Genomic DNA, 17,682 nt, shown 5'->3' with positions numbered 1-17,682 from the left:
CCGGTCACTAACAGTTTTACGCTACCTGTCGTATCCTAATTGTATTTTTTTGAACTCCAAGCATCGGCATCAAGGCGATTGTTCTGCGTGACCGTAATGCCCTTCTTCAAAATCCCATACTTTGTGCAAAAGCCCTTCATTCAGAAGCGAGAAAACCCTCTGCACATTGGTGTCTTTCGGTACATCCACCGAATACATAGTGTAGCCGAATTCGCCACTCTCATAGGTGCATCCCTCAGCCTCCAGAGGTCTCCAAAAACGCTCGATTTGGGCATCGGTTGCGTTTTCCCCGATTATGATACGGTATGTTGATCTACCGGAAGAAATCACGATTCTTACGAACACATTAGCACCTTCTTTTTGCTCGGCATGCACAATGTCGCCATAGGAAATGCCGCGCGCAAAGAACGGTGAGTTTTCGACTCTAAAGAGACCGTCGCCTAGCGAAATAGCCCAGACACTCTCGCTGGAATGACCATGCCAAGTGCCTGTTTCTAGCTCAATGGTTACCTTATCCAATTGGCTCTCCTCTGCTTCCGAAAACTGCTGGCTCCATGAAAATCGGAAAACCATTTTGGAAACAGCGTTTAAGTGTCGGTTGCGTACCGTACGGCCACTTTTCTACACAAAACACCCTCACCAAAACAAAAAAAGGCCCCCGACGCTGCGCCGGAGGCCTTTCTCAATTCTCAAACCGCTAGGTCGACTTAGTCGAGTTCGCGGCTTTCCGGAGTTTCCACCAGACCGCTGTCAAACACGTCGTCGGCCTGAACGTCTTCAACCGGGGCTGCCAGCGCGGCGGCGGCTTCTGCCTCCTCGCGACGGGCCTCGATGACCACGTTGTCCCGCTCGGACGCGATGGAGCGCACATGCTGTGTCGCCCCACCAGTACCCGCCGGGATCAAGCGACCCACGATGACGTTTTCCTTGAGACCAACCAGCTTGTCTTTCTTACCCTGCACAGAGGCTTCGGTAAGAACGCGGGTGGTTTCCTGGAACGATGCCGCGGAGATGAACGAACGTGTCTGCAACGACGCCTTGGTGATACCAAGCAGGATCGGCTCACCCTGAGCAGGGCGACGGCCTTCGGCCAGCGCCTTCTCGTTGGCAGCGTCATACTCGGCTTTCTCAACGTGTTCGCCCTTGAGCAACGTGGTTTCACCAGAGTCCTGGATCTCCCATTTCTGCAACATTTGGCGCACGATCACTTCGATGTGCTTGTCGTTGATCTTCACGCCCTGCAGACGATACACGTCCTGAACTTCGTCGATCATGTAGTCCGCCAACGCTTCTACACCCATGATGGACAGGATGTCGTGCGGTGCCGGGTTACCGTCCATGATGTAATCACCCTTCTGGACAAAATCACCTTCCTGAACAGGAATGTGCTTGCCTTTGGGCACCATGTATTCGACGGGCTCCATGCTCTCATCCGAAGGTTCAATCGCGATGCGACGCTTGTTCTTGTAGTCGCGGCCAAAGCGCACGTAACCATCGATTTCGGCGATGATCGCGTGATCTTTCGGACGACGGGCTTCGAACAGTTCCGCAACACGCGGCAGACCACCGGTGATGTCCTTGGTCTTGGCGCCTTCACGTGGAATACGCGCAACAACGTCACCCGCCTTCACGTCCTGACCTTCTTCGATGGACAGGATGGCATCCACAGACATCGGATAGTGAACAGGGTTGCCCGCATCGTTGCGCACAGGCTCTCCGTCAGCATCCACAAGGATCACTTCCGGCTTAAGCTCGTTGCCCTTCGGTGCCGCACGCCAGTCGACAACGATCTTCTGTGTCATACCGGTAGCTTCATCGGTCTCGTCCCGCACAGCAATGCCCGAAACAAGATCAACGAATTTGGCGGTACCTGTCTTCTCCGCAAGGATTGGCAGAGTGTAGGGGTCCCATTCAAATAGTTTGTCGCCACGGCCGATCTTCTGACCGTCTTTGACAAACAACTTGGAGCCATAACCAACTTTGTGGTTCGCACGCTCTTCGCCGGCTTCGTCAATGATCAACAGCTTCATGCCACGGCCCATAACGAGGAACTCGCCATTTGCGTTTTCAAGAATCTGCGCATTTTCAAAGACGATTTTGCCTTCTTGGCTCGCTTCGAGGAACGACTGCTGGCCACCCTGCGCAACACCGCCGATGTGGAATGTCCGCATCGTCAGCTGTGTACCGGGTTCACCAATCGACTGCGCCGCGATGATACCAACAGCTTCGCCGGTGTTCACCATGGTGCCGCGTGCAAGGTCACGACCGTAACACATTGCACAAACGCCCTCTTCCGCTTCACAGGTCAGCGGGCTGCGGATGCGTGCGGATTGAACCGCTGCTTCGTCGATGGCGTCAGCCATACGTTCGTCGATCAACTGACCTTCGGCCACAACCACTTCGTCTGTGCCTGGCTTGAGGATATCCTCAGCAGCCACACGACCCAGCACACGTTCTGCCAGCGAGGCAACAACCTCACCGTCATTCACGGCTGCTTCGGCGGTGATCGCAGTTTCAGTACCACAGTCATGCGCACGCACGATGCAGTCCTGAGCAACGTCCACCAGACGACGTGTCAGATAACCGGAGTTCGCAGTCTTCAAAGCCGTATCCGACAGACCCTTACGGGCACCGTGGGTGGAGTTGAAGTACTCAAGAACGGTCAGACCTTCTTTAAAGTTCGAGATGATCGGTGTCTCGATGATGTCGCCGTTTGGCTTGGCCATCAGGCCACGCATACCGCCCAGCTGTTTCATCTGCGTGACCGAGCCACGCGCACCGGAGTGCGCCATCATGTAGACCGAGTTCGGTTCCGCTTCAGAGCCATCTTCATCCGTTTGCGCGGACGAGATGGTGTCCATCATCGCGTCAGTGACCTTGTCGTTACACTTGCTCCAGGCGTCGACAACTTTGTTGTACTTTTCGCCCTGTGTGATCAGGCCGTCCATGTACTGTTGTTCAAAGTCTTTCACCTGATCGCGTGTGCCATCAACGATCGTCCATTTGTCGTCAGGGATAACCATGTCGTCTTTACCAAACGAGATGCCAGCCTTGAATGCTTCACGGAAGCCCATGGTCATAATCTGGTCACAGAAGATCACGGACTCTTTCTGACCGCAGTAGCGATAGACAGTGTCGATCACGTTCTGCACGTCTTTCTTCCGCAAGAGCTTGTTCACCAGCTCAAACGGCGCCTTGTTGTTCTGAGGCAAAAGCGAGCCCAGACGCACACGACCTGGCGTGGTTTCAACGCGCTCCATCACCTCAAGACCGTTTTCATCGATCTGAGGAATACGCGCGGTAACTTTGGCGTGCAGGTGCACCGTACCGCTGTCGAGTGCGTATTGAACTTCTTCGATGGACGAGAAGACCATGCCTTCACCCTTCATGCCGTCGCGCATGATGGTGGTGTAGTACAGGCCCAAGATCATATCCTGCGAAGGAACAATGATCGGCGCGCCGTTTGCTGGCGACAGAACGTTGTTCGTGGACATCATCAGAACACGCGCTTCCAGCTGGGCTTCCAGCGAGAGCGGCACGTGTACAGCCATTTGGTCACCGTCAAAGTCAGCGTTAAACGCGGAACACACGAGGGGGTGCAGCTGAATGGCCTTACCTTCGATCAGAACCGGTTCAAACGCCTGAATGCCAAGACGGTGCAACGTAGGCGCACGGTTCAGCATGACAGGGTGTTCGCGGATCACTTCGTCCAAGATATCCCAAACTTCGGGACGCTCTTTTTCGACCAGCTTTTTGGCTTGCTTCACAGTGGAAGACAGACCTTTGGCTTCAAGACGCGAATAAATGAACGGTTTGAACAGCTCCAACGCCATCTTCTTAGGAAGACCACATTGATGCAGTTTCAATTCAGGACCGGTCACAATCACCGAACGGCCAGAGAAGTCGACGCGCTTACCCAAAAGGTTTTGACGGAAACGACCCTGCTTACCTTTCAGCATGTCGCTGAGCGATTTCAGCGGACGCTTGTTGGCACCAGTGATCACACGACCGCGACGGCCGTTGTCAAACAGCGCATCCACAGATTCCTGCAGCATCCGCTTTTCGTTACGCACGATGATATCAGGCGCACGCAGTTCGATCAGACGCTTCAGACGGTTGTTCCGGTTGATCACACGACGATACAGATCGTTGAGGTCAGACGTCGCGAAACGACCACCATCCAGCGGCACCAGCGGGCGCAGCTCAGGCGGGATCACAGGGATTACGGTCAGGATCATCCACTCCGGACGGTTGCCGGACTCGATGAAGCTTTCGACCACTTTCAGACGTTTGATGATCTTTTTGGGCTTCAGCTCACCAGTTGCTTCGGCCAGATCAGCACGCAGCTGCTCTGCTTCGGCTTCCAGATCGATCTGGGACAGCATCTCACGGATCGCTTCAGCACCGATGTTGGCGGTGAAGGCGTCCATGCCATACGCATCCTGCGCATCCATGTATTCTTCTTCTGTCAGCATCTGGCCGTAAGTCAGGTCGGTCAGACCGGGCTCGATGACAACGTAGTTTTCGAAATACAGAACACGTTCCAGATCACGCAGTGTCATATCCAGCATCAGGCCGATGCGCGATGGCAGCGACTTGAGGAACCAGATGTGTGCCACTGGCGCGGCCAGCTCAATGTGGCCCATGCGCTCACGGCGCACCTTCTGAAGCGTAACTTCAACACCACATTTTTCGCAGACAACGCCGCGATACTTCATGCGCTTATATTTGCCGCACAGACATTCGTAGTCTTTGATCGGGCCAAAGATACGCGCACAGAACAGACCGTCACGCTCAGGCTTGAACGTACGATAGTTGATGGTTTCCGGCTTCTTGATCTCACCGTAAGACCACGACAGGATCCGCTCTGGCGATGCCAGCGAGACTTTGATCTCGTCAAACGCTTTTTGTGGCGTCAGCGGGTTAAACGGGTTGTTCGTCAGTTCCTGGTTCATTTTGATACCTCAAATTCTAGGGGAGAGTGGAAGGGAGTGAGAGGCTGCGCCCTCACTCATCCCCCTCCGTATCCAGGAGTTCCATATTCAAGCCGAGACCACGGACTTCTTTCACCAGAACGTTAAACGATTCCGGCACGCCCGCTTCAAAGTTGTCTTCGCCTTTGACGATGCTTTCATAGACCTTGGTCCGGCCTGCCACGTCATCCGACTTCACTGTCAGCATTTCCTGCAGTGTATAAGCGGCGCCGTAAGCTTCCAGAGCCCAGACTTCCATCTCACCGAAGCGCTGACCACCGAACTGTGCCTTACCACCCAGCGGCTGCTGTGTAACCAAGGAGTACGGACCGGTGGAACGCGCGTGGATTTTGTCGTCCACAAGGTGGTGCAGTTTCAGCAGATACTTGATGCCGACGGTCACAGGGCGGGCAAACTGCTCGCCGGTGCGGCCATCAAACAAGATCGACTGACCGGATTCAGAGAACCCGGCACGGACCAGAGCGTCGTTCACGTCGCCTTCTTTGGCGCCGTCAAAGACCGGGGTCGCAATCGGGACACCGCGGGTTACGTTGCCCGCTGCTTCCATCAATTGACCTTCGTCCATGTCGGCAATGCCTTCTTCATAGACATCTTCGCCATAAGCCAGACGCATCATTTCGCGCACAGGTGTCAGGTCGCCGGAACGACGGTATTCCTGAACAGCGTCGTCGATCTTGATGCCAAGACCGCGTGCGGCCCAACCCATGTGGGTTTCAAGGATCTGACCAACGTTCATACGCGATGGAACGCCAAGCGGGTTCAAACAGAAGTCAACCGGCGTACCGTCTGCGAGGAACGGCATGTCTTCCATAGGCACAACCTTGGAAATAACACCTTTGTTCCCGTGACGACCGGCCATTTTGTCACCTGGCTGAAGCTTACGCTTCACGGCGATAAAGACTTTGACCATCTTCATCACACCTGGGGGCAGATCGTCGCCACGACGGACTTTCTCGACTTTGTCCTCAAAGCGGTGCTCAAGCGCACGTTTCTGGATCTCGTACTGCTCGTTCAGGGCTTCGACAACCTGCGCATCGGCTTCGTCTGCCAATGCCAGCTGCCACCACTGACCGCGGGACAGGCTGTTAAGCAACTCGTCGTTGATGTCCGAGTTCGGCTTGACGCCTTTGGGGCCTTTGACAGCCACCTTGCCCATGATCATGCCCTTGAGACGCGCATAGATGTTGCGGTCAAGGATCGCGAGTTCGTCGTCGCGGTCACGCGCCAGACGTTCGATCTCTTCACGCTCGATCTGCAGTGCACGTTCGTCTTTTTCCACACCGTGGCGGTTAAAGACGCGCACTTCAACAACGGTACCAAAGTCACCCGGCTTCACACGCAGCGATGTATCGCGCACGTCCGAGGCTTTCTCACCAAAGATGGCACGCAGAAGCTTTTCTTCCGGTGTCATCGGGCTTTCGCCTTTTGGCGTGATCTTACCAACAAGAATGTCACCAGGCTCAACGTCCGCACCGATGTAAACGATGCCGGCCTCATCGAGGTTGCGCAGCGCTTCTTCACCGACGTTTGGAATGTCGCGAGTGATTTCTTCTGGACCAAGCTTCGTGTCACGAGCGGCGACTTCGAATTCTTCGATGTGAACCGAAGTAAACACGTCGTCACGCGCGATGCGCTCGGAGATCAGGATGGAGTCTTCATAGTTGTAGCCGTTCCAAGGCATAAACGCGACAACCACGTTTTTACCCAGAGCCAGTTCGCCGATGTCGGTCGATGGACCGTCAGCAACCACTTCGCCCTTGGAAACCGTGTCACCCACCTTCACCAGCGGACGCTGGTTGATACAGGTGTTTTGGTTGGACCGCTGGAACTTGCGCAGACGATAGATGTCAACGCCCGCGTCACCCAACTCAAGGTCGGATGTGGCGCGGATAACGATACGCTGTGCGTCCACTTGGTCGATCACACCGGCGCGTTTCGCCTGAATGGCCGCACCAGAGTCGATCGCCACTTTTTCCTCGATACCGGTACCAACCAGCGGTGCTTCCGCACGCAGCAATGGAACCGCCTGACGTTGCATGTTCGAACCCATCAAGGCCCGGTTAGCATCGTCATTTTCAAGGAACGGAATAAGCGAAGCCGCAACCGATACCAGCTGTTTCGGGCTCACGTCGATCAGGTCAACATTCTCGCTAGGCGCCAGAGTGTAGTCACCGGACTGACGGGTCGAGACCAGATCGTTCTGGAACTTGCCGTCATCATCAAGCGACGCGTTGGCCTGCGCCACTGTGTGGCGCATTTCCTCGGTTGCCGACATGTAGTGCACTTCGTCGGTCACTTTCGCGTCTTTGACAACGCGATAAGGCGTTTCGATGAAGCCATACTTGTTGACGCGCGCAAATGTCGCCAGCGAGTTGATCAGACCAATGTTCGGACCTTCCGGCGTTTCAATCGGGCACATCCGACCATAGTGGGTCGGGTGCACGTCGCGCACCTCAAAGCCAGCACGCTCACGTGTCAGACCACCCGGGCCAAGCGCCGAAAGACGGCGTTTGTGGGTAACTTCCGAAAGCGGGTTGGTTTGGTCCATGAACTGCGACAGCTGCGAAGAGCCAAAGAATTCACGCACAGCGGCTGCAGCCGGTTTCGCGTTGATCAGATCCTGCGGCATGACCGTGTCGATCTCAACAGAGCTCATACGCTCTTTGATCGCACGTTCCATACGCAGCAGACCCACGCGGTACTGGTTTTCCATCAGCTCACCAACGGACCGCACACGACGGTTGCCGAGGTGGTCAATATCGTCGATGTCGCCCTTGCCGTCACGCAACTCAACCAGCGCCTTGATGCAGGAAATGATGTCTTCCTTACGCAGGGTGCGCTGTGTGTCTTCTGCATCCAGAGCCAGACGCATGTTCATTTTCACGCGGCCAACCGCGGAAAGGTCATAACGCTCGCTGTCAAAGAACAGAGTGTCAAACAGGTTAGACGCCGCTTCAACGGTGGGTGGCTCACCCGGACGCATCACGCGGTAGATGTCCATGAGCGCGGTGTCGCGGCCCATGTTTTTGTCTGCCGCCATGGTGTTGCGCATGTAAGGGCCGACATTGATGTTGTCGATGTCCAGCACAGGAATCTCGGTGACGCCCGCGTCCACCAGTTCCTTGGCTGTGCCGCCGATCAGATCGCCGTCTTTGTCGTATTCCAGCGTCAGCTCGTCACCAGCTTCGACATAGATCGCACCGGTTTCTTCGTTGATGATGTCCTTGGCGACAAACTTGCCAACGATATGCTCAAACGGAACCGAAAGCTCGGTGATCTTGCCTTCGTCGATGATTTTCTTGACCGCGCGAGGCGTGACTTTCTTGCCAGCTTCACAGATCACTTCACCAGTGGCCGCATCCACAAGATCGAATGTCGGACGAGTGCCGCGCACACGATCCGGGAAGAACTTGGTGACCCAACCTTTGTTCTTGTCGAGCTTGAAATCAACGGTGTCATAATAGGCATCCATGATGCCTTCCTGGTCCAGACCCAGCGCATAAAGCAGGGTGGTCACAGGCAGCTTACGACGACGGTCGATACGGGCAAAGACGATGTCTTTGGCGTCGAATTCAAAATCCAACCACGAACCGCGATAGGGAATAATGCGGCACGCAAACAGCAGTTTACCCGAAGAGTGGGTTTTGCCTTTGTCGTGGTCAAAGAACACGCCGGGCGAGCGGTGCATCTGGGAAACGATCACACGCTCGGTGCCGTTCACAACGAACGTCCCGTTTTGCGTCATCAGGGGCATATCGCCCATGAACACGTCTTGCTCTTTGATGTCTTTAACCGATTTCGCACCGGTGTCTTCGTCCACATCAAACACGATCAGACGCAGAGTGACTTTCAGCGGCGCGCTGTAGGTCATGTCGCGCTGCTGACATTCCTCAACGTCGTACTTCGGCTTTTCCAGCTCGTAGTTGACGAATTCCAGCACGCTGGTTTCGTTGAAATCCTTGATCGGGAAGACCGATTGGAACACACCTTTGATGCCTTCACCGTCGGTGGGGATCTCAAGTTCGCCGGATTTCAGGAAAAGATCGTAAGAGCTTTTCTGCACTTCGATCAGGTTTGGCATCTCCAGCACTTCGCGGATTTTGCCGTAATATTTACGTAGACGTTTCTGGCCAAGGAAGCTTTGAGCCATGGTCAATGTCACCTTTCGATATCTCGTCAACAACATGCCGTCGGGCCCCGGCACGTCGCGTCAGTGACGGCGTGGATCAGATCCATTCTCGGCCCCGTCCCACCGGAGCCTCTCGATCTTTGATCCCTGCCTTGGAAAACCTCTTGTTTATCGCATACTTGCGCCACTCAAGAGGCTTGCCAAGCCGGGGTGTCCCACCTTGGAAAACGTGTTATATTGTTTGTCGTTGTCTTTCCTGTCGGGTGATCAATTTCCCCCGAAAACCGCGCCGCCTGTTCAAAAAAATCCACAAAGGACAAAAGCGGCCCCGAATCGCTCGAAACCGCAAGAGACTACCGAATAATGAATAGCCCGATGGAGTGCAACCCCTTGGGACTTGACATTTGGTTAATTTGCCAATCGCGAAGATCGCCATCACCGCATGTCTCTTTCGGCGGAGGGAAAGCCTGATAGCACCGGCACACCATCAACAGGTTTGAATCAAACGAACCCAAATCCTCCTAGACCCACACCGCCGATTTCGTGCAAGCTCTCAACAGACGGTCACAGTATTCATGTTTCGGGTTTCGGTATTGATGGTTTTCTCACTCAGTCGCTCCTTTCGCACTCTGCTCCTGATCGCGTCGACCCTCGCCGCGCCGGCAAGCGCGTCCACTCCCTCGCCTGACATCCCCAATTGGCTGCAAAAACACGTGGGAACCGGCACTGACCAAATTGCGCCAATCGTCCTGAACAGGGCGCGCACCCTCTATCGTGAGAAGGTGCAAAACGGGACCATCAAAAACGCCTGTTATTTTGCGATGGACGCCACACGGCCCAGCACCGCCTCCAACGGCGCAGCCCTCTCTCGGTTTTATGTGATTTGCGAGGCTTCCCGCACATTCAAAGCAGTGTCCTCCGGCTATGGAAACGGCCGCAAACTAAAGCGCGCAAATTTCTCAAACGGACGGCAGTGCGCCCGCAATTTCAGCAATGCCGAAGGATCGAAACTCACTGCAGGCGGCGCCTATGTGACCGCCGAGTCCCGCACCTCATTCAAGGGTTACTACCAAAACGGATCACGCACGAAACCTCTGCTGCGCACTTTCCTGCTCTTTGACGGCGAAGGCGAGACCAGCAACGCCCGCGAACGCGCCATCGGCGGGCACCGCGCGATGTTCCTGCGCTGGCAGTGCCGGATGAAAAAGCCGCAAAGCAGACATGCCGATGACGAAGGCTTTGTTCCTTTCGGTCGGCTTGTGGACTACACCTCCGGTCGCAGCAACGGCTGCACCACGTGGTCCAAACCCGCGACCGAGCAAATTCTCGGAATTGCCGAGAACAACCCGACCACGCTGTATATCTATCCTGCGTCACAAGACATCAACGCCATCGCGAACGCAGTCAAAAAAGGGCGTTCGATAACCCGCGCCGGACTTTACTGGAACGAGGCCTGCCTGAAGGCGATCGGCACTCCGAAGTTCTGGCCCAAGCGCACCCTGCAACCGATTATCAACCAATGGCGGCAGTCCCTGCCCAAGCAGCCACCGCTTGAGCTGCCGCTTTGCGACTGAAGAACCGCAAACGAAAACAGGCGCCCCCGAAGGGACGCCTGCAATAACTCGGCAAGAAACCGAATTACTTAACTTCGACCTCGGCGCCAGCTGCTTCCAGCTTGCCTTTGATCTCTTCAGCTTCGTCCTTGGAAGCGCCTTCTTTGACAGCTTTGCCGCCGGCTTCAACCAATTCTTTAGCTTCTTTGAGGCCCAGGCCAGTAATGGCGCGGACTTCTTTGATGACGTTGATTTTCGATGCGCCTGCGGATTTCAGGATCACGTCGAATTCAGTCTTTTCTTCTTCAGCTGCGCCACCGGCGTCGCCGCCAGCTGCCATTACAACTGCGCCGCCAGCGGCGGGCTCGATGCCATACTCGTCTTTGAGGATGGTTTTCAGTTCTTGTGCTTCCAGCAGGGTCAGACCTACGATGCTTTCCGCGAGTGCTTTCAGATCAGCCATTTTAGACTCTTTCCGTTTCTAGGTATGTGTTCCAACGTTGGGCAATAGTCCCATACGCGGTTTCTGGGTTGCTTACGCCGCCTCTGCCTTTTCCTCGATGGTAGACAGGATGGAAGCGATGTTGCTTGCAGGCGCGCCAATGGCACCAGCGATGTTGCTTGCAGGTGCGCCAATGCAACCCACGATCGAAGCAATAAGCTCCTCGCGAGAAGGCATTTTAGACACTGCGGTAACACCGGCACGGTCCAGAGCGTTCTCACCCATTGCCCCGCCAAGGATTTCGAACTTTTTGTTCTCCTTGGCAAAGTCCTCGGCGACCTTGGCTGCTGCCACAGGGTCCTCGGAATAGGTCAGAACGGTCATACCATCGAGATAATCAGCAATGCTTTCGCACGGCTTACCCTCGAGGGCGATCTTGGCGAGCTTGTTTTTGGCAACACGTACAGCACCACCCGCGTCACGCGCGCGTGCACGAAGGTCCTGCATGTCAGCAACCGTGAGACCCGCGTAGTGGGAAACCACTACAACGCCAGAGGCTTCAAAGATCTGGCCGAGCTCGTCGACCACCTTCTCTTTTTGCGCTCTATCCACAGTTTCACTCCAAATTTGGGGATTTCTCCCCGGCTCAGTTTTGCAACACCCCAATCGGGGCGCGCGTTCAGGTCCAAACTTTGGGTTGGGAACCAAGATCACCCGAAGGTAGGTTACCTTCGGAAACTTGTCTCTTACCCCATCTCAGGAAGGAATTATTCCAGCGTATGCAGGAACCCTCCGTCTTGGACAGGCCACCTCCAAAAGAATCGATTGCGCGACTCCCCAAGGGGTGGGCAGGCTCCGCTTAAAGCCATGCGGTGCGTTTGGCAAGGGTCGAAATCCCATGCCAAACGGTTGATCGCCTGCCCGCTGGCCTTTGCACGCAACCAAAACCGTGCAGCGCATCACCCGCTCTGCAGTCGTGTCAGCTGCGCGCTACAGCGGTGATGCTTGCCGAAAACGCCAAAACCACGTAAATTTCCAAGCAAAGACACCCAATTTCTTCGGCACTTTCTCTGATCTTCCCCAAGCCTGCATTCGCGAAAAGGAAGCACATATGCCTTTTGTTGGCGGCACTGATTTTGATGACAGCTCCCTGACCGGCACGCCCCTCGGAGACATAATCCGCGGCTATTTGGGCGACGACACGTTGCGGGGTATGAACGGGAATGACCGTTTGCACGGCGACGAAGGCGACGATCTGCTGCGCGGCGGTGCCGGATTGGACATGCTCTTTGGCGAAACCGGCAACGACACATTGTACGGCGGCGGCGGTGACGACTTCCTTGCGCCCGGCACCGGCAACAACGTTGTGTATGGCGGGGCTGGCGACGACACAATTGTTTGGGATTTTGGTCAGTCATCTTTCTTTGGCGGCAGCGGATCCGACACTCTCAGCCTGGTGCGGGGCATCGCCACACAAGGCCTCTCACTGGATCTGCGCTTGACCGGCGCGCAAGTCACCGAATTCGGCACCGTGACGCTGCGCGGCATCGAGAACCTGCTGGCCACCGAGTTCGCAGATCAGGTGTTCGGGAATGCGGCGGGCAACGACATCAATGGTCGCGAAGGTGACGACAGTCTTTACGGCCTCGGCGGCGACGACACCCTTCAAGGCTGGAGCGGGGATGACATGCTTTATGGCGGTGCGGGCAACGACCGGATCGAAGGCGACCACGTGCCCCCCTACAGCCACACACCGCAAGTCGGGCATGACTATCTGGAAGGCAACAGGGGCGACGACCATCTGCTGGGCGGGTACGGCAACGACACGCTCTTTGGCGGCGCTGACAATGACCTGCTTGAAGGGTTTGTCGGCAACGACATTTTGCGCGGCGGGCGCGGCAACGACACCCTGCTCGGAGAGAACGACGACGACATCCTGTCAGGCAACGACGGAAATGACAGCCTGCTCGGTGGCCGAGGCGAAGACACCCTGACCGGAGGACAGGGTGACGATTTTCTTCACGGTGGCGCAAACGCCGACACCTTTGTGTTCCGCGACGATGACGGCCATGACACAATTCAAGCGGTGACGGGACAGGATGTGGTGGATTTCTCCGGTCTTTCGCAATTCGCCTCGCTAGCGGATGTCCTTGCCGCCTCGCAAACGGTCGGCGGCAACCTCCTGATCACCGTGAGCGCTGATCAATCCATTCTCATTTGGGGCGAAACCCTGACCACGCTCGATGATCTGACCTTTCTGTTTTAGGCCTTTCAGATGGCGCTGCGCCAGAAGCGTCTGCCGCTCAAAATCCGACCTGCATCAACCGCCACCGGCGCTCCAGCGCGCGCTTCTGTTCGATGCTGCGGTCTGACACAAAGAACAGGTTTTCCCGCACCTCTGGAGGCAAGGTCAAAGCCGGCACATCGTAGGCCTCCCAATCCACCAACTCCAAGGTAATCGGTGCGGCAATCGCGCCCGAATTATAGACGGCAGACAGAGTCAGGTTCTTCGGCGAAATGACATGGTTGAGGAACTGCATCGCCCCGGTTTCGTTTTGCGCGTCAACTGGCATGACAAACACATCAACCCAAAGGTTCGCGCCTTCTTTGGGCAGAACAAACTCAAAGCGGTCTGTCAGTTCTTCCATGATCGGCGTCAAAGCCTCTGTGCTCCATGACAACGCCGCGCACATCTCTTCGTTACCGATGCCGTCATACAAAGTGGAATCAAACGACCGGACATAGGGCGCGATGCCCGCCAAAACGTCAAACGCAGCATCGATGTCTTCAGGCGCGCGCGAATGCGGATCTTTGCCGAGATAGGCCAAAGCGATGGCTACAACCTCTTCGCTTGAGTCCGCAATCACAATTCCGCAGTCGGCCAGTTTGGCGGCATTCTCCGGATCAAAAATCAAGGACCAACTGTCCGTCGCCACACCGGGCAGACGTTCCGCGACAGCCTCGCGATCAAACGCCAGGCCAGTCGTGCCCCAAAGGTAAGGCACAGCATATCCGCCCGCTTGTGGCATTGAGGACAGGAAGAGGTCCCACAATTCACGGTCCAACGCCGCGGTATTCGGCGCCAAAGACATGTCCAGTCGTTTCAGCGCGCCGGTCTCTGCCAACCGCGCAACGGACTCGGCAGAAATCACCGCCAGATCATATCCTGTGCCTTTGGCAGACAGACGGGACTCGGCCACATTGGCCTCGCCATATTGTTCAATTTCGACGTTTTGCCCATGTCCGGCCTTAAAGCTTTCTGTGACCGACGGGTCGATGTAATCCGACCAGTTCAGAAACCAAACTTCGGACGTTTCCGCGACCGACTGCTGCGCACAGACAGCAGCGGCACACAAGGTTATTGCCATTACGTTCAGGCGCATTTTGAACTCTCGCTTTCTTTGTTCACTTCGATCATCGACAGGTGGCGTCGCAGCTCGGCTTCCAACGCCTCCCGTTTCAACGGTTTGGTCAGATACCCGTCCATCCCCGCCTCAAGCCCGGCGCGTCGGTGTTCTTGCAGGGCGTTGGCGGACAACCCGATGATCGACACCGCGATCCGGCCCGCCTCCTGTGCCGCCTCCCGGATGTGTCGGGTCGCCTCAAGTCCATCCATGCCCGGCATCCGGACATCCATCAGGACGATGTCAGGACGCCACTCCCGCTCCAGCTTGACGGCGACGAGACCATCGTGCGCGGCCCTGACCTCGCACCCAAGTTTTTCGAGCATTTTTTGAGCGACCAGTTGATTCACCCGATTATCATCAGCCACCAGAACGCGCGTGCCCGCCAAATCAAGCTCGGGGCGCGGCGGAACGGATCGTGGCAGCGCACGGTCTTTTGCTTTCTGAACCGGCAGAACGACTGTAAAAGTCGAGCCCTCGCCCTCTGTGCTTTCCGCAGAAATCTTCCCGCCCAGCGCCTCGGCAAGCCGTTTGACAATCGACAGGCCAAGACCGGTCCCGCCAAATCGTGTGGTGGTCGATGCATCCGCCTGCTCAAACTGCATAAAAACCCGATCCAGCGCGTCCTTGGAAATGCCGATACCCGTGTCTGACACCACGATCCGCATCAACTGCCCGCCATCTTCGGGGTCCTGATCTTCGGCCAAATGCACACCGACCGACCCGCTTTCGGTAAACTTGAGGGCGTTGTTGACAAGATTGAGAACAATCTGGCGGGTCTCTTTGGCAAAGCCCGACACACGCAATGCATCGCATCCGTCCGGCACCTGCAAATGCAGGGCCACGCCCTTTTCCTGAGCTTGCACCCGGAACAGATCAACGACGTCCTGACACAAGGCAGTTGCGTCGAACTCTCCGCGCTCCATCTCCAGCTTGCCCGCCTCGATCTTTGACAGATCAAGAATGTCATTGATGATTTGCAGCAAAGACTGGCCGCTAGACACCGCCAGCGCCAACAGCTGGCGGCGTTCAGGATCTGTTTCGCCGTCCTGCAATACTTGGTTCAACCCCAGAACCCCATTCAACGGGGTGCGGATTTCATGGCTCATGGTCGCCAGAAACTGTGATTTCGCCACCGACGCCGCCAGGGCTTCCTGTCGGCTGGCCTCAATCTCTTCCTGACTAGCGACAATAAATTCTTCCATCGGCAAGAGAACCAAGGCGATCACCACGCCAATGCCAGCCAACGCCACAAAAATCGCAAATATCGATAGCAAAAGCTGCCGGTCGCTCGCCCGATCCATTGCACTGATTTCTTCTTGGATGACCCGCTGCAAAACCGGGATCAGCTGCCTGCTGATGTCTGCCGCCAAGGCGGCGGCTTTGGCCGCCTTGGCCGCGTCATTACCAGGATCCGCGACAATCTCCGCAAGGAAGAACAGATCCCGCAATTCGTCGATCGGAGACAGCGTCATCTGCTGGAAGATCTTTTCCGCTTCCGCTGAGTATAGCCCGGCCCTGAAGGCCGTATCCATCTCGAACGCCCCTTCCTGAGCAGTGCGCAGCGCACGCGACACCCGACCCTGCTCCACTTGGGAGCGCTGCAGTTTCGGGTTGATCCGGATTTGTTCAAATGCCACCGACATTTCGGCAACGGCTACCAGAACCTTGTCCATGACCCGCACATTTGCCGAGCGCACCGACACGTCGCGTTGGCCCAGCGTCGAGATGCTGAAGGCGCCGATGCTTGCCATGAGCAGAATACTCAAGGCAAGCGCAGCAGTGCGGCGCAAATATCGCTTTGAAAGACCGGCAGTGTTCACGTGATTGGATCCGTTTGTTCTGAAATGAACCAAACAGGTTTACGTTGCGGTCGGGTTAACTGCGCTCCGTTGAGGTGTGGGAACTACAAAAAATTCGATGCAATCAACACGCGACAAGAGCCCTTGCAACAACGAAAAAGGGCGCCCCGCTAGGGACGCCCTCAAATCTTATATGTGCGACAGCTTACTGTGCAGCAGCGTTGTCGATGTCGATGGTCACACCTGGGCCCATTGTGGAGCTCAGAGCGATCTTCTTGACATAGGCGCCTTTTGCACCGGCTGGCTTGGCTTTCAGAACGGCATCCATAAAGGCTTTGACGTTCTCAACCAGCTTGCCTTCGTCAAACGAAGCTTTGCCAACACCGGCGTGAACCACACCAGCTTTTTCGACTTTGAACTGAACTTCGCCGCCTTTGGCTGCTTCTACGGCTGCTTTCACATCCATAGTCACGGTGCCAACTTTTGGGTTTGGCATCAGGTTGCGTGGGCCAAGTACTTTACCCAGACGACCAACAACCGGCATCATGTCCGGTGTCGCGATGCAGCGATCAAAGTCGATGGTGCCGCCTTGAACGACTTCCATCAGATCTTCTGCGCCAACGATGTCCGCGCCAGCTGCCTGTGCTTCTTCGGCTTTCGGGCCACGTGCAAAAACGGCTACGCGAACGGTTTTGCCGGTGCCGTTAGGCAGACCAACTACGCCGCGAACCATCTGGTCTGCGTGACGTGGGTCAACACCCAGCTGCACGGCGATTTCAACGGTTTCGTCGAATTTCGCGGTGGCATTGCCTTTGACCAGAGCAACCGCTTCTTCAACGGTCACATTATCTTTGCCTGCGAACGCTTCGCGCGCTGCGGCAGTACGTTTACCAAGCTTCGCCATTACTTCACCTCGATGCCCATGGAACGCGCGGAACCAAGGATAATCTGCATTGCAGCCTCGATGTCGTTTGCGTTCAGGTCTTTCATTTTCGCTTCGGCGATTTCTTTCACCTGAGCGGGTGTCACCGAACCAACGGTCTCACGACCTGGCAGGTTTGCACCGGATTTCAGCTTGGCAGCCTTCTTCAGGTAGTAAGACGCAGGTGGCGTCTTGATGTCCATGGTGAAGGACTTGTCCTGATAGTAGGTGATCACAGTCGGGCAAGGTGCGCCGGCTTCCATGTCCTGTGTCTTGGCGTTGAACGCCTTACAGAATTCCATGATGTTGATGCCGCGCTGACCCAGCGCCGGACCGACGGGTGGAGATGGGTTGGCTTGACCTGCAGGAACCTGCAGCTTCATTGTACCAGCTAGCTTCTTAGCCATTTGGTTTTCCTTTCAACGTAGGCGAAACG

General features: G+C 55.9%; 11 protein-coding genes. 2 read left to right on the top strand and 9 right to left on the bottom strand.

The features are described 5' to 3' along the window. Positions 1 to 69: 69 nt before the first annotated feature. The 3 genes from PG871_RS04260 to rpoB form a co-directional block, all read right to left on the bottom strand. Positions 70 to 519: a DUF4265 domain-containing protein gene (locus PG871_RS04260; RefSeq protein WP_270726380.1), complete on the bottom strand. Its 450-nt coding sequence runs from the start codon at positions 517 to 519 to the stop codon at positions 70 to 72. A gap of 188 nt (positions 520 to 707) precedes the next feature. Then, positions 708 to 4,955: a DNA-directed RNA polymerase subunit beta' gene (rpoC, locus tag PG871_RS04255; protein WP_270726378.1), complete on the bottom strand. Its 4,248-nt coding sequence runs from the start codon at positions 4,953 to 4,955 to the stop codon at positions 708 to 710. A 52-nt stretch (positions 4,956 to 5,007) separates the two neighbouring features. Further along, entirely contained in the window at positions 5,008 to 9,144 is a 4,137-nt protein-coding gene (gene rpoB / locus PG871_RS04250) for a DNA-directed RNA polymerase subunit beta (RefSeq protein ID WP_270726374.1), read from the bottom strand. A gap of 692 nt (positions 9,145 to 9,836) precedes the next feature. Between rpoB and PG871_RS04245 the strand changes: the two genes are divergently transcribed. Further along, positions 9,837 to 10,697 (top strand): hypothetical protein, encoded by an 861-nt coding sequence (locus PG871_RS04245; protein ID WP_270726372.1) that lies wholly within the window; start codon positions 9,837 to 9,839, stop codon positions 10,695 to 10,697. 64 nt (positions 10,698 to 10,761) lie between these two features. On the opposite strand, the gene rplL is transcribed toward PG871_RS04245, so the two are convergent. Next, on the bottom strand, positions 10,762 to 11,139 hold the full coding sequence (gene rplL, locus PG871_RS04240; protein ID WP_270726369.1) for a 50S ribosomal protein L7/L12: 378 nt from the start codon (positions 11,137 to 11,139) through the stop codon (positions 10,762 to 10,764). Between the two features lie 72 nt (positions 11,140 to 11,211). Further along, the gene (gene rplJ / locus PG871_RS04235) at positions 11,212 to 11,730 is read right to left on the bottom strand and encodes a 50S ribosomal protein L10 (protein WP_270726366.1); all 519 of its coding nucleotides are present in this window, start codon (positions 11,728 to 11,730) and stop codon (positions 11,212 to 11,214) included. 499 nt (positions 11,731 to 12,229) lie between these two features. Here rplJ and PG871_RS04230 point away from each other — a divergent pair, with 499 nt between their 5' ends. After that, the gene (locus tag PG871_RS04230) at positions 12,230 to 13,384 is read left to right on the top strand and encodes a calcium-binding protein (RefSeq protein WP_270726364.1); all 1,155 of its coding nucleotides are present in this window, start codon (positions 12,230 to 12,232) and stop codon (positions 13,382 to 13,384) included. Between the two features lie 37 nt (positions 13,385 to 13,421). Here the strand turns inward: PG871_RS04230 and PG871_RS04225 are convergent, their stop codons facing one another. The 4 genes from PG871_RS04225 to rplK all read right to left on the bottom strand — a co-directional run bounded on the left by PG871_RS04225 (position 13,422) and on the right by rplK (position 17,653). Then, positions 13,422 to 14,501: an extracellular solute-binding protein gene (locus tag PG871_RS04225; RefSeq protein ID WP_270726361.1), complete on the bottom strand. Its 1,080-nt coding sequence runs from the start codon at positions 14,499 to 14,501 to the stop codon at positions 13,422 to 13,424. After that, positions 14,492 to 16,291 (bottom strand): ATP-binding protein, encoded by a 1,800-nt coding sequence (locus PG871_RS04220; protein WP_270726358.1) that lies wholly within the window; start codon positions 16,289 to 16,291, stop codon positions 14,492 to 14,494. The genes PG871_RS04225 and PG871_RS04220 overlap by 10 nt, the downstream gene beginning before the upstream one ends. A 238-nt stretch (positions 16,292 to 16,529) precedes the next feature. Further along, positions 16,530 to 17,228, bottom strand: a complete 699-nt coding sequence (gene rplA / locus PG871_RS04215; RefSeq protein WP_270726356.1) for a 50S ribosomal protein L1 — start codon at positions 17,226 to 17,228, stop codon at positions 16,530 to 16,532. Then, a complete protein-coding gene (gene rplK / locus PG871_RS04210; protein ID WP_270726352.1) occupies positions 17,228 to 17,653 on the bottom strand; it encodes a 50S ribosomal protein L11 in 426 nt (141 codons plus the stop codon). Before rplK ends, rplA begins: the two co-directional genes overlap by 1 nt. Positions 17,654 to 17,682: the final 29 nt, after the last annotated feature.

Source organism: Shimia sp. Alg240-R146, from assembly GCF_947331465.1.
Lineage (GTDB): Bacteria > Pseudomonadota > Alphaproteobacteria > Rhodobacterales > Rhodobacteraceae > Shimia.
Note: the sequence above shows the minus strand (reverse complement) of the source record. Positions and strands in the feature narration are given on the sequence as shown.

What these genes read in the sequence shown, in the direction of transcription:
- rpoC (WP_270726378.1), bottom strand. Translation starts at nt 4,955, where the DNA reads ATGAACCAGGAACTGACGAACAACCCGTTTAACCCGCTGACGCCACAA.
- rpoB (WP_270726374.1), bottom strand. Translation starts at nt 9,144, where the DNA reads ATGGCTCAAAGCTTCCTTGGCCAGAAACGTCTACGTAAATATTACGGC.
- rplL (WP_270726369.1), bottom strand. Translation starts at nt 11,139, where the DNA reads ATGGCTGATCTGAAAGCACTCGCGGAAAGCATCGTAGGTCTGACCCTG.
- PG871_RS04230 (WP_270726364.1), top strand. Translation starts at nt 12,230, where the DNA reads ATGCCTTTTGTTGGCGGCACTGATTTTGATGACAGCTCCCTGACCGGC.
- PG871_RS04225 (WP_270726361.1), bottom strand. Translation starts at nt 14,501, where the DNA reads ATGCGCCTGAACGTAATGGCAATAACCTTGTGTGCCGCTGCTGTCTGT.
- rplA (WP_270726356.1), bottom strand. Translation starts at nt 17,228, where the DNA reads ATGGCGAAGCTTGGTAAACGTACTGCCGCAGCGCGCGAAGCGTTCGCA.
- rplK (WP_270726352.1), bottom strand. Translation starts at nt 17,653, where the DNA reads ATGGCTAAGAAGCTAGCTGGTACAATGAAGCTGCAGGTTCCTGCAGGT.